At 71.1% G+C, this 12398-nt stretch carries 12 protein-coding genes; 9 read left to right on the top strand and 3 right to left on the bottom strand.

What is annotated here, in order from left to right:
• Window positions 1-204: 204 nt before the first annotated feature.
• From AWZ10_RS05470 to AWZ10_RS53495, 9 genes are all read left to right on the top strand, one after another.
• A complete protein-coding gene (locus tag AWZ10_RS05470; protein ID WP_037701013.1) occupies window positions 205-888 on the top strand; it encodes a response regulator in 684 nt (227 codons plus the stop codon).
• Window positions 889-1071: 183 nt separating this feature from the next.
• Window positions 1072-3807 (top strand): FtsK/SpoIIIE family DNA translocase, encoded by a 2736-nt coding sequence (locus AWZ10_RS05465; RefSeq protein WP_244172406.1) that lies wholly within the window; start codon window positions 1072-1074, stop codon window positions 3805-3807.
• A 325-nt stretch (window positions 3808-4132) separates the two neighbouring features.
• Window positions 4133-4996 carry a helix-turn-helix domain-containing protein gene (locus AWZ10_RS05460; protein WP_046705970.1) on the top strand — a complete coding sequence of 288 codons (864 nt, stop codon included), beginning with the start codon at window positions 4133-4135 and terminating at the stop codon, window positions 4994-4996.
• A gap of 124 nt (window positions 4997-5120) precedes the next feature.
• Window positions 5121-6602: a 30S ribosomal protein S12 methylthiotransferase RimO gene (gene rimO, locus AWZ10_RS05455; RefSeq protein WP_046705969.1), complete on the top strand. Its 1482-nt coding sequence runs from the start codon at window positions 5121-5123 to the stop codon at window positions 6600-6602.
• Entirely contained in the window at window positions 6599-7330 is a 732-nt protein-coding gene (gene pgsA, locus AWZ10_RS05450; RefSeq protein ID WP_046705968.1) for a CDP-diacylglycerol--glycerol-3-phosphate 3-phosphatidyltransferase, read from the top strand. Before rimO ends, pgsA begins: the two co-directional genes overlap by 4 nt.
• Window positions 7327-7872, top strand: coding sequence for a CinA family protein (locus tag AWZ10_RS05445; protein ID WP_046705967.1), 546 nt, complete (start codon window positions 7327-7329; stop codon window positions 7870-7872). The genes pgsA and AWZ10_RS05445 overlap by 4 nt, the downstream gene beginning before the upstream one ends.
• A 109-nt stretch (window positions 7873-7981) precedes the next feature.
• Window positions 7982-8359, top strand: a complete 378-nt coding sequence (locus tag AWZ10_RS05440) for a helix-turn-helix domain-containing protein (RefSeq protein ID WP_005481441.1) — start codon at window positions 7982-7984, stop codon at window positions 8357-8359.
• A gap of 254 nt (window positions 8360-8613) precedes the next feature.
• Complete coding sequence (locus tag AWZ10_RS05435; RefSeq protein ID WP_046705966.1) at window positions 8614-9084, top strand: Dps family protein; 471 nt, start codon at window positions 8614-8616, stop codon at window positions 9082-9084.
• Between the two features lie 268 nt (window positions 9085-9352).
• On the top strand, window positions 9353-9646 hold the full coding sequence (locus AWZ10_RS53495) for a hypothetical protein (RefSeq protein WP_079104296.1): 294 nt from the start codon (window positions 9353-9355) through the stop codon (window positions 9644-9646).
• On the opposite strand, the gene AWZ10_RS05430 is transcribed toward AWZ10_RS53495, so the two are convergent.
• The 3 genes from AWZ10_RS05430 to AWZ10_RS05420 form a co-directional block, all read right to left on the bottom strand.
• Entirely contained in the window at window positions 9594-10358 is a 765-nt protein-coding gene (locus AWZ10_RS05430; RefSeq protein WP_046709759.1) for an SDR family NAD(P)-dependent oxidoreductase, read from the bottom strand. The genes AWZ10_RS53495 and AWZ10_RS05430 overlap by 53 nt on opposite strands.
• 32 nt (window positions 10359-10390) lie before the next feature.
• Window positions 10391-11245: an Fpg/Nei family DNA glycosylase gene (locus AWZ10_RS05425; protein WP_060890575.1), complete on the bottom strand. Its 855-nt coding sequence runs from the start codon at window positions 11243-11245 to the stop codon at window positions 10391-10393.
• A 173-nt stretch (window positions 11246-11418) separates the two neighbouring features.
• Window positions 11419-12398: Lhr family helicase (locus tag AWZ10_RS05420; protein ID WP_425264478.1), on the bottom strand; the 980-nt coding region annotated here is incomplete at its 5' end.

Raw genomic sequence — 12398 nt, 5'->3', positions numbered from 1 at the left:
GAACCTTCTGGTCCCCGCTTGCGTTTCTGCTACGAGCACAGTGACATCACGGTGACAGGGTGTGGCGACAGGCGGGGTGCGGCTACGATGACCGGCACAAGGACGGGTGGCGCGAGGGAGTCGTCCCCTGGGGTGACGCCGAGTGGTGTCACGTCGAGTCCTGCGGACAGGGGAGGCCCCAAGCCGGGGCGAGGAGGGCGGGCCATGGTGCAGAAGGCCAAGATCCTCCTGGTCGATGACCGGCCGGAGAATCTGTTGGCGCTGGAGGCCATCCTCTCCGCGCTCGATCAGACACTGGTGCGGGCATCGTCCGGGGAGGAAGCGCTCAAGGCGCTGCTGACGGACGACTTCGCGGTCATTCTGCTGGACGTCCAGATGCCGGGAATGGACGGTTTCGAAACGGCCGCGCACATCAAGCGGCGCGAACGGACCCGGGACATCCCGATCATTTTCCTCACCGCCATCAACCACGGACCGCACCACACGTTCCGTGGGTACGCGGCGGGTGCGGTCGACTACATCTCGAAGCCGTTCGACCCCTGGGTGCTGCGCGCCAAGGTCTCGGTGTTCGTCGAGCTGTACATGAAGAACTGCCAGCTCAGGGAGCAGGCGGCGCTGCTGAGACTCCAGTTGGAGGGCGGCGGCAAGGGCGCGGCGGGCGGTTCCAAGGAGCCCTCCGGCGGCATCCTCGCCGAGCTCTCCGCGCGGCTCGCCGCCGTCGAGGAGCAGGCGGAGGCGCTGTCCAAGCAACTCGACGACGACTCGGCGGACGCCGCCGCAGTGGCCACCGCGGCCCATCTCGAACGCAAACTGACGGGCCTGCGCAGGGCGCTGGACGCGTTGGAGCCGGGTACGGGCGGTCCCTCGGCGTTGCCGTCGCAGAACTGAGCACCTTCCGGAGCGCGGGCGGGGTCCCACAAGTGCCCCCGACCCGCGCTTGGTTGTCAGTCGGCTGCGAGGGCTGAGGGCCTGTCAGGCCGTGTCAGCCTCGGGGCTTCGAGTACGCGACACGAACGGGTGAAGCAGTAGGCACACGTGTCGGCTGTGGCCTCCACCGGTAACCTCACACCCATGGCCTCACGTCAGTCCGCAGCGAAGAAGCCGCCCGCGAAGAAGGCGGCCGCTCCGACGAAGGCTCCGGCGAAGAAGGCCCCCGCGAAGAAAGCCGCCGCCAGGAAGGCACCCGCCAAGAGGGCGACGGCGAAGAAGACGGCCCCTCCGAAGCCGGCGCCCAATCCCACCGGAGGCGTGTACAGACTCGTACGCGCCATCTGGCTCGGTGCCGCGCACGCCGTCGGCGCCGTCTTCCGTGGCATAGGGCAGGGCGCGAAGGGTCTCGACCCGGCGCACCGCAAGGACGGCGTAGGGCTCCTGCTGCTCGCCCTCGCCCTGATCGTCGCCGCCGGCACCTGGTCCAACCTGCGCGGGCCGGTCGGCGATCTCGTCGAGATGCTCGTGACCGGCGCCTTCGGCCGGCTCGACCTGCTCATGCCGATACTGCTCGCGGTCATCGCCGTACGGTTCATCCGGCACCCCGAGAAGCCGGACGCCAACGGCCGCATCGTCATCGGCCTGTCCGCACTCGTCATCGGCATCCTCGGCCAGGTCCACCTCGCGTGCGGCTCGCCCGCCCGCAGCGCCGGCATGCAGGCCATAAGAGACGCAGGTGGGCTCATCGGCTGGGGCACCGCCACCCCGCTGACGTACACCATGGGCGAGGCCCTCGCCGTGGCGATGCTCGTGCTGCTCACGGTCTTCGGGCTGCTCGTCGTCACCGCCACGCCGGTCAACGCGATCCCGCAGCGGCTGCGGCTGCTCGGGCAGAAGCTGGGCATCGTCGCGGACGACGACGAGTACGACGAGTACGCACAGGACGACGACCGCTACGACGAGCAGTGGCGCGATGCGCTGCCCGCGCGCTCCCGCAGGCGTGGCTCCGCCCCCGAGGCGTACGACCCCGACGGCGCCGAGCAGGAGGCCCTCACCAGGCGCCGCCCGAGGCGCTCCGCCGTACGGCAGCCGGACCCGAACCGGCCGATGGACGCGGTGGACGTCGCCGCGGCCGCCGCTGCCGCGCTCGACGGGGCCGTGCTGCACGGGATGCCGCCCTCCCCGGTGGTCGCCGACCTCACCCAGGGGGTGAGCGTGGGCGACCGGGAGGAGACCACCCCCGTCCCGGCCGCGCGCAGCAGGACGCCCCAGCAGGAGCCCCCGGCCGCCAGGCCGCCCAAGGGCGCCAGGCAGGACGCCCTGGTGCCGGACCTGACCAAGCAGGCTCCGGACGAGCCCCGCGAGCTGCCGCCGCGCGCCGAACAGCTGCAGCTCTCCGGCGACATCACCTACTCCCTGCCCTCGCTCGACCTCCTGGAGCGGGGCGGCCCCGGCAAGACGCGCAGTGCGGCCAACGACGCCATAGTGGCCTCCCTCTCGAACGTGTTCTCCGAGTTCAAGGTCGACGCCTCCGTCACCGGCTTCACCCGCGGGCCGACGGTCACCCGCTACGAGGTCGAGCTGGGCCCGGCGGTCAAGGTCGAGCGGATCACCGCGCTGACCAAGAACATCGCCTATGCCGTCGCCAGCCCGGACGTACGGATCATCAGCCCCATCCCCGGCAAGTCGGCCGTCGGCATCGAGATCCCCAACACCGACCGCGAGATGGTCAACCTCGGTGACGTCCTGCGCCTCGCGGACGCGGCCGAGGACGACCACCCGATGCTGGTCGCGCTCGGCAAGGACGTCGAGGGCGGCTATGTGATGGCCAACCTGGCGAAGATGCCGCATGTGCTCGTCGCGGGTGCGACCGGCTCGGGCAAATCGTCGTGCATCAACTGCCTGATCACCTCGGTCATGGTCCGCGCGACCCCCGAGGACGTCCGCATGGTCCTCGTCGACCCCAAGCGCGTCGAGCTGACCGCGTACGAGGGCATCCCGCACCTCATCACGCCGATCATCACCAACCCCAAGCGGGCCGCCGAGGCGCTCCAGTGGGTCGTGCGCGAGATGGACCTGCGCTACGACGACCTGGCCGCGTTCGGCTACCGGCACATCGACGACTTCAACGAGGCGATCAGGAAGGGCAAGGTCAAGCTGCCCGAGGGCAGTGAGCGCGAGCTGTCCCCGTACCCGTACCTGCTGGTGATCGTGGACGAGCTCGCCGACCTCATGATGGTCGCGCCGCGGGACGTCGAGGACGCGATCGTGCGCATCACACAGCTCGCGCGCGCGGCCGGCATCCACCTGGTGCTCGCCACGCAGCGGCCGTCCGTGGACGTCGTCACCGGTCTGATCAAGGCGAACGTCCCCTCGCGGCTCGCCTTCGCCACCTCCTCCCTCGCCGACTCGCGCGTCATCCTCGACCAGCCCGGCGCCGAGAAGCTGATCGGCAAGGGCGACGGGCTGTTCCTGCCCATGGGGGCGAACAAGCCGACCCGCATGCAGGGCGCGTTCGTGACCGAGGACGAGGTCGCGGCGATCGTCCAGCACTGCAAGGACCAGATGGCGCCCGTCTTCCGGGACGACGTCACCGTGGGCACCAAGCAGAAGAAGGAGATCGACGAGGAGATCGGCGACGACCTCGACCTGCTGTGCCAGGCGGCCGAACTGGTCGTCTCCACCCAGTTCGGTTCGACCTCCATGCTCCAGCGCAAGCTGCGCGTCGGCTTCGCCAAGGCGGGACGGCTCATGGACCTCATGGAGTCCCGGGGCATCGTGGGGCCGAGCGAGGGCTCCAAGGCACGTGACGTTCTTGTGAAACCCGACGAGCTGGACGGCGTGCTGGCCGTGATCCGGGGGGAGACTGGGGCGTAAGAGCCGCAGCGGGATCGCGGAGAGGCGTGACAGGGGCGCACAGCAGGGGAAAACCGGTTGTCCGGCGGACGGAACGCGGATGCAATTACGGCATCCGGGTATTCGAACGTGACTCATCCGTAAGGAAATGGTGAGCAACCGTTTCCCTTCGTCGTACGTCAAGTTGGACGAGGGGACAGCCTCGTGCCCCACACCCTCACCACCAGCAGGATGTCCGGCCATTCTGATGGCGTACAAAGTCCCACCGCCCGGTTGCCCCACCCTTTCGTACCCCCCCTAGACTGAACCTCCAGCACAGGTGGCTACACGCTCGAAAGGCGCCCCCGTGTCCATCGGCAACTCCCCTGACGGCAACTTTCCCGAAGACGAGCGTCCGTTCGAAGACGACCGTGACGAACGCATGGCGGAACGCCCCTCGATCGGCCGTGCCCTCCAGCAGGCTCGCATCGCGGCCGGGCTGACCGTCGACGACGTCAGCAACGCCACCCGGGTCCGCATCGCCATCGTGCACGCGATCGAGCAGGACGACTTCGCCCCCTGCGGTGGCGACGTCTACGCCCGCGGTCACCTTCGTACCCTCGCGCGTGCCGTACGCACCGACCCCGTCCCGCTGCTCGAGCAGTTCGACGAGGCCCACGGCGGGCGGCCCGCGCCGACCCCGGCGGCCCCGATGTTCGAGGCGGAACGGATCCGTCCCGAGCGGCGCGGCCCCAACTGGACCGCCGCCATGGTCGCCGCGATCGTCGCGGTGATCGGCTTCGTCGGCTTCACCGCGTTCGACCGCGGGGACGACGGCGACGCCACGCAGGTCGCCGAGGGCTCCACGCCGACCACCAGCAAGCCCGCCTCGCCCACGCCCAAGGCCGACAAGCCCGACGCCGACCCGAAGCCCGACCCGACCGACAGCGCCATCGCGGCCGCGCCCCGCGACAAGGTGACCGTACGGGTCAGCGCCTCCGACGGCCGCAGCTGGATCTCCGCCAAGGACCACAACGGCCGGTTCCTGTGGGACGGACTCCTCAAGCAGGGCGAGTCCAAGACCTTCCAGGACGGCTCCAAGATCGACCTCGTCCTCGGCGACGCCGGGGCCGTCCAGCTCTACGTCAACGGCAAGAAGATCGAGGACGACTTCCAGCCCGGCCAGGTCGAACGCCTGACGTACACGAAGGGCGACCCCGAGGTCGGCTGAGCCTTCGGAACGTCCTGGCCACGGATGTACAGACGATTCAAAGGAAAGCGCGTGAACGGGGTTGGCCAAGATCGGCCAACCCCGTCGACGTGGGCTGTCAGTCGGACGAAGTAGTCTTGAGCCCATGCCTGAACGCCGTACCGTCGCACTCGTCACTCTTGGCTGCGCCCGTAACGAGGTGGACTCGGAGGAGCTCGCAGGCCGCTTGGAGGCGGACGGCTGGGAGCTCGTCGAGGACGCCGAGGAAGCGGACGTCGCGGTCGTCAACACCTGCGGCTTCGTCGAAGCCGCCAAGAAGGACTCCGTCGATGCGCTCCTGGAGGCCAACGACCTCAAGGGGCACGGCAGAACCCAGGCCGTCGTCGCGGTCGGCTGCATGGCCGAGCGGTACGGCAAGGAGCTCGCCGAGGCGCTGCCCGAGGCCGACGGCGTGCTCGGCTTCGACGACTACGCGGACATCTCCGACCGCCTCCAGACCATCCTGAACGGCGGCATCCACGCCTCGCACACCCCGCGCGACCGGCGCAAGCTGCTGCCGATCAGCCCGGCCGAGCGCCAGGAGTCGGCTGCCGAGGTCGCCCTCCCGGGGCACGCCCCCGTCGACCTTCCGGACGGCCTCGCTCCGGCCTCCGGGCCGCGTTCACCACTGCGCCGCCGCCTGGACGGCTCGCCCGTCGCCTCCGTGAAGCTGGCCTCGGGCTGCGACCGCCGCTGCTCCTTCTGCGCCATCCCGTCCTTCCGCGGCTCCTTCATCTCGCGCCGCCCCTCGGACGTGCTGAACGAGACGCGCTGGCTCGCCGAGCAGGGAGTCAAGGAGGTCATGCTGGTCTCCGAGAACAACACCTCGTACGGCAAGGACCTGGGCGACATCCGGCTCCTGGAGTCCCTGCTGCCCGAGCTCGCCGAGGTCGACGGCATCGAGCGGGTGCGTGTGAGCTACCTCCAGCCCGCCGAGATGCGGCCCGGCCTGATCGACGTGCTCACCTCCACGCCCAAGGTCGTGCCCTACTTCGACCTCTCCTTCCAGCACTCCGCCCCGGCCGTGCTGCGCTCGATGCGCCGCTTCGGCGACACCGACCGCTTCCTGGAGCTGCTGGACACCATCCGCGGCAAGGCACCCGAGGCCGGCGTGCGGTCCAACTTCATCGTGGGCTTCCCCGGCGAGACAGAGGACGACCTCGCGGAGCTGGAGCGGTTCCTGAACGGCGCGAGACTGGACGCGATCGGCGTCTTCGGGTACTCCGACGAGGAGGGCACCGAAGCGGCGACGTACGAGAACAAGCTGGCCGAGGACGTGGTGGCCGAGCGGCTCGCGCGGGTTTCGAGGCTGGCCGAGGAGCTGGTCTCGCAGCGTGCCGAGGAACGCGTCGGGCAGACCGTGCACGTGCTGGTCGAGTCGGTCGACGGCGACGAGGGCGCCCACGGCCGCGGTGCCCACCAGGCGCCCGAGACGGACGGCCAGGTGTTGTTCACGAGCGGCGAGGGGCTGAGCGTCGGCCGTATGGTCGAGGCCAAGGTGGTCGGCACGGAGGGCGTCGACCTGGTGGCCGAGGTGCTGCCGGGTTCGCTCGGCTCCCTCGTGTGTACTGAGGAGGCGGCCAGATGACGGGAGCCCCGGCATCCGCGGCGGGCGGCACCTCCGGCGCCAAAGGCGCGACGAGCGCCTCCGGCGTTCCCGGCGCCCCGAGCGCTGCCGGGGACACGCGGCCCGTGCGTGGCGGGAAGCTGGGAGCTGCCGCCGTCAACCAGGCCAGCCTCTGGAACATCGCGAACATCCTGACCATGGTCCGCCTCGTCCTCGTACCGGGCTTCGTCGCGCTGATGCTCATGGACGGCGGGTACGACCCGGTCTGGCGGGCCTGGGCCTGGGCCGCCTTCGCCGTCGCCATGATCACCGACATCTTCGACGGCCACCTGGCCCGGACGTACGACCTCGTCACCGACTTCGGGAAGATCGCCGACCCCATCGCCGACAAGGCGATCATGGGTGCCGCGCTGATCTGCCTGTCCTCCCTCGGTGATCTGCCGTGGTGGGTCACAGGGGTCATCCTCGGCCGGGAACTCGGGATCACGCTTCTGCGCTTCGTCGTCATCCGGTACGGGGTCATCCCGGCGAGCCGCGGCGGCAAGCTGAAGACCCTGACCCAGGGCATCGCCGTCGGGATGTACGTCCTGGCACTGGAGGGCCCCCTGGCCACCCTGAGGTGGTGGGTGATGGCCGCGGCGGTCATTCTGACCGTAGTCACCGGACTTGACTATGTGAGACAGGCCATTGTGCTGCGCCGGATCGGGACCGCCGAGCGCGAAGCCGCAGCGGAGGGAGCGGAGCGTTGACTTCCACGGCCGCCGAAGTGCTGCGACTACTGACGGTGAGGGGCGAGACGCTCGCTGTCGCGGAGTCGCTGACCGGCGGTCTGGTCGCGGCCGCGCTCACCGCGGCCCCCGGGGCCTCCCAGGCGTTCCGGGGCTCGGTCACCGCGTACGCCACGGAGCTCAAGCACCAGTTGCTCGATGTCGACGCCACTCTCCTGGACCAGCGTGGAGCGGTGGATCCGCAGGTCGCGGTGCAGATGGCGGAGGGCGTCCGCAAGGCGCTCGGCGCCGACTGGGGAATTTCGACCACCGGTGTCGCGGGCCCGGAGCCCCAGGACGGCCGACCCGTCGGCACGGTCCATGTGGCCGTCGCCGGACCGGCCGCAGCGGATTCGGGCGTATCAGGTGGCGGGAAAGTGTCGTCGTTGCGGTTGAACGGCGGCCGGACGGAAATCCGTATGGAGAGTGTACGGAGCGTACTCGCACTGCTTCTTGAGGAGCTTGCGGGCGAACAGACCGGGAACGAGCGGGCACAGGATACGGAACAGAACGGGGGGACCTGATGTTTGCAGCCCTGAGTGAACACAACAGCGCTCCCCGCACGGCCGCAGCGCAAGGCGGTACGGTGGGGCGTGAAGGATGCGGCTACGCGGTCCGAGGAGGGAGCCACCGATGATTCTGCTCCGTCGCCTGCTTGGTGACGTGCTGCGTCGGCAGCGCCAGCGCCAGGGCCGTACTCTGCGCGAAGTCTCCTCGTCCGCCCGAGTCTCACTCGGCTATCTCTCCGAGGTGGAGCGGGGGCAGAAGGAGGCATCCTCCGAGCTGCTCTCCGCCATTTGCGACGCGCTGGACGTACGGATGTCCGAGCTCATGCGGGAAGTGAGCGACGAGCTCGCCCTTGCCGAGCTGGCCCAGTCCGCAGCTGCCACCGAGCCGGTGCCAGCACCAGTACGTCGACCGATGCTCAACTCCGTGTCGGTGGCCGGTGTGCCGCCGGAGCGGGTCACGATCAAGGCGCCCGCCGAAGCGGTGGACGTCGTCGCGGCCTGACCCGCCGCGACTGTCCGCGTGAGGTCCGGCGCGCGCCGGTGAAGAAGTAGAAGCGAAGAGGGAGCCCCGGCCGGGGCCTCCAGGGAGACCTGGGGGCGCCGACCGGGGCTTTTGCGTTGCGCCGGTTGGGGAGATCAAGGCCCCGGGGCTCCCGTTTGCCGGGGTGGTGGTGTGCGGTCATGGTGGAGGGGCGGGAACGGGGTCGTACGGGCGCACAGGGTCGTACGGTCGTCTGAAGAAACCGGAGCGTGCCGATGTACGTCGTGAAGAGCCCGCTGTCCGAGGCCGATCTCAAGACCGTCTCCGAGGCGCTGCAGGGCGCCCTGGTCGATCTCGTCGACCTCTCCCTCGTGGCCAAGCAGATCCACTGGAACGTGGTCGGGCCGCGCTTCCGCTCGGTCCATCTCCAGTTGGACGAGGTCGTGGACACCGCCCGGCTGCACTCCGACACGGTCGCCGAACGCGCCTCCACCCTCGGTGTCCCGCCGGACGGGCGGGCCGGGACGGTGGCCGGGAGCAGCGGTATCGGCACGGTCCCGGACGGCTGGGTCAAGGACGCGGACGCGGTGAGGGCCCTGGTGGACGCGCTCGGCGCGGTGATCACCCGGATGCGGACGCGGGTGGAGAGCACCGCGGAGGCGGATCCGGTGAGCCAGGACATCTTCATCGGGATCACGGCGGACCTTGAGAAGCACCACTGGATGTTCCAGGCGGAGAACGGGTAGCGCCCGGAGAGCGGGTGGCGCGCGGCGAACGCGTGCGGGTGCCGGCCTGTCGTGACCACGTGACCGGTGGGTCGTGCGCCTCCTCAGGGGTGGGCGCGCCGGGGGCGTGAGGTGGGCGGTGAGCGGCTGTGGGGCGCATCACGCGCCCTGTGGGCGCGGTCCTCGTGAGGGGGTCGTGCGTCCCTGTGCCGGTGGTGCGCCCTCTCCGGCCGTGACAAGGGCCGTCTAGCGTCGTTCTGGGGGCCCGGAGGCCTTGGAGGTGGCGGCCATGCGAATAGTTCGCTGGGGGGCGGCTCTGGGGCTCGGTGCGTTGTGGTGGTGGGGTGTGCTGCGGCTCGCGCTGGTGCCGGATGCCGGCGCGGTGGAGGGGGCGGTCGCGGCCGGGGGGTGGGGGCTGAGCCTCCTGCCTGTGCACTGCGTGCCGAAGGGGCGGGCGCTGGGACGGTCGGGGGACGCGTCAGGGGGCGCGGGGGGTGGCCCGGTTCTGGAGGGCGCGGTGGGGGCCGCGGTCACCAGGGCATGGCCACCCCGCCGTTCGGGCGGAGGATCTGGCCCGTCGTGAACGCCGAGGCGTCGGAGGCGAGGTGCAGCACGGCGTGCGCGATGTCGTCGGGCTCGCCGACCCGGCTCAGCGGTGACAGCCGGGCCATGAAGGACTCGGTCCGCGCCTGTGCCTCGCTGTCTTGGCGGTCGGTCATGGGCGTGCGGATCCAGCCCGGGGCCACCGCGTTGACGCGGATGCCGTGCGGGCCGACCTCGGTCGCCAGGGTCTTGGTCAGCTGGACCACCGCCGCCTTGGTCACGCCGTAGCAGAGCAGGCCCGGACCGCCGGTGTCGACGGCGCCGGAGGCCATGGTGACGATGCTGCCCCGCGTCTTGTCGGCGATCATCCGGCGGGCCGCTGCCTGGCAGGCGTGGAGCACACCTCTGAAGTTGACGCTCCACACCCGTTCGAGATCCTCGTCCCGGGTCTCCAGCACCGGGCTGCTGTGCATGATCCCGGCGATCGCCGCCATCACATGGAGCCGTTCGCACGCGGCCACGGCCCGCGTCAGCTGGGCGCGGTCGGTGACGTCGAGGTGGTGGGTGCGGGCGGTGCCGTTCCTGGCCTTGATGAGGGTCGCCGTCTCGTGCAGGCCCTGTGCGTCGCGGTCCGCGCAGTGCACCGTCGCGCCCGCCTCGGCGAGCAGTACGGCCGACGCGCGGCCGATACCGCTGCCGGCGCCGGTGACGAACGCGGTGCGGCCGGTGAGGTCGTACGCCGGGATGGGCATGAGGTGACGGTACGAGCGTTTCTGACGGTCCGTCAATTGGGCGTGCGGCGTTGAACGCGAGGGTTCGGGCGGGGTGTTCGGGCGGTGCGCGGGGCCGGTGCCGGGCCCGGCTGGCAGGTGGGGCACCAGTACGTGGGGCGTTCGCGGGAGCCGTCGCCCTGGTCGGCCGCGCGGACGGGGGTGTGGCAGCGAAGGCAGGGACGGGGCGCCCGGCCGTACACGAACAGGTCGTGGTGGCGGTGGCCTGTCGTGCTGCGGATCGGGCGGTCGCGGTTGGCTTCGAGGAGCTTCTTGGCGAGGGCGGGCAGCCGGGCGGCGAGGTCCTCGGGGAGGGCGCCGACGGGGAGCCAGGGGGTGACCCGGAGCAGGAAGCAGAGCTCGCTCTTGTAGACATTGCCGATACCGGCGAGATTGCGCTGGTCCAGGAGGGCCTCGCCGAGGGCACGGGTGGGGTCTCTCAGGAGGTTGGTGAGGGCCCGGTCGGGGTCCCAGTCCGCGCCGAGCAGGTCGGGGCCGAGGTGGCCGACGGCGCGGTGTTCGTCGGTGGTGCGGATCAACTCCAGCACGGGGAGGCGATAGCCGACGGCCGTGCGGTCGGTGTTGCCCAGGATCGCGCGGATCTGGTGTGCCGGGCCGCCGCGCCAGCGCTCGCCGTTGGCGTACACCTTCCAGGAGCCGTCCATCCGCAGGTGCGAGTGGAGGGTCAGGCCGCCTTCGATGCGGGTGAGGAGGTGCTTGCCGCGGGGGGTCACGTCCAGGACGGTACGGCCGGTGAGGTCGGCCGTGGCGTACTTCGGCACGCGCAGGTCGGAGCGGGACAGCACCTTGCCGGCGAGGGCGGTGTGGAGTCGCCCCGCCGCTTGCCAGACGGTGTCACCTTCGGGCATGGGTCAAGGGTGGCATGGGTTCGGTACCCGGTGCCCACATGGCTCGGGGGCTGCGGTTGGGGGGCGGGTGCGGGGCCCTGAGCGGCTGGTCGTGCCCAGGTGGCGGAGCCGCACATCGACACAGCCCCGCGCCCCTGACGGGGCCCGGGGCCTCGCGGCCGGTGGCTCAGTGATCATGCTCGGATGCGCAGGCCGCGCGGGGTCGCGATGAAGCCTGCTGCTTCCAGCAGGGGGCCGTGGGGGGAGGTGAGGGCAGAGGTGCCGTTCACGCGTTCCACCGTGACCGTGCCGAGTGAGCCCGCGCGTGCTGCAGCGGCCAGGGCTTCGGCGGCCGGGCGGAGGCGGGCGTCGTCCATGGGTCTGGCGTCCGGGTCGGCGGGCCAGGCCAGGAGGGTCTTGCCGCCGCGCTCCATGTAGACGGTCAGCTCGCCGTCGACCAGGACGACCAGGGAGCCGGCCTTGCGGCCCGGTTTGTGACCGGCTGCGGTGGGCGGCTCGGGCCAGGGGAGGGCGGCGCCGTAGGCGTTCGCGGGGTCCGCGGCGGCAAGGACGGCGGCTCGGGGGGAAGGAACGGGGCGGGGGCGGTGCGGGTCGTGGGTGGCTCGGCCGTACGGGTCGGCGTGGGCGGAGGAGGAGTCCTGGTCGTACGCCCTGTACGTGCCGTGGTTGCCGACCGGGGCGGAAGCGGAGCCGGGGTCGGCCGGAGTGCGGATGTCGATGGTGGCAAAGGCGTCGTCGGAGGCACCGTCCGGGCCAGGGGCGTCGGGGAAGTCGTCCCAGGAAGCCGGTGCGGAGCCGTGGCCTCCGGCGAGGCCGTTCGGGGTGGGGCCCGGCAGCGGCTCGTTTCGTTCGCGGGCGTTGGACACCGCGCGGAGGCGGTCCACGGCCCCGTCCATCGCGAACTGGGCGGCGCCCAGGCCCTCGACGACGTAGCCGCGGCGGGCCTGCCCGCTCTCCTCGAAGACGGACAGGACGCGGTAGACGGCGGAGAAGCCGCCCTCGACGCCCTCGGCGGCCACGGCGCCCCGGGTCACGACACCGTGGCGGTCGAGCAGGGTGCGGGCCAAGGCGTGGGCGCGGACGGTGGGGTCGGGCTCGGGGGCGGGCAGGAGGGACCAGCGGCCGGCGACCGTGGGTGGGCCCGTACGGGACT

This window comes from Streptomyces europaeiscabiei (assembly GCF_001550375.1).
Classification (GTDB): Bacteria; Actinomycetota; Actinomycetes; order Streptomycetales; family Streptomycetaceae; genus Streptomyces; species Streptomyces europaeiscabiei.
Note: the sequence above shows the minus strand (reverse complement) of the source record. Positions and strands in the feature narration are given on the sequence as shown.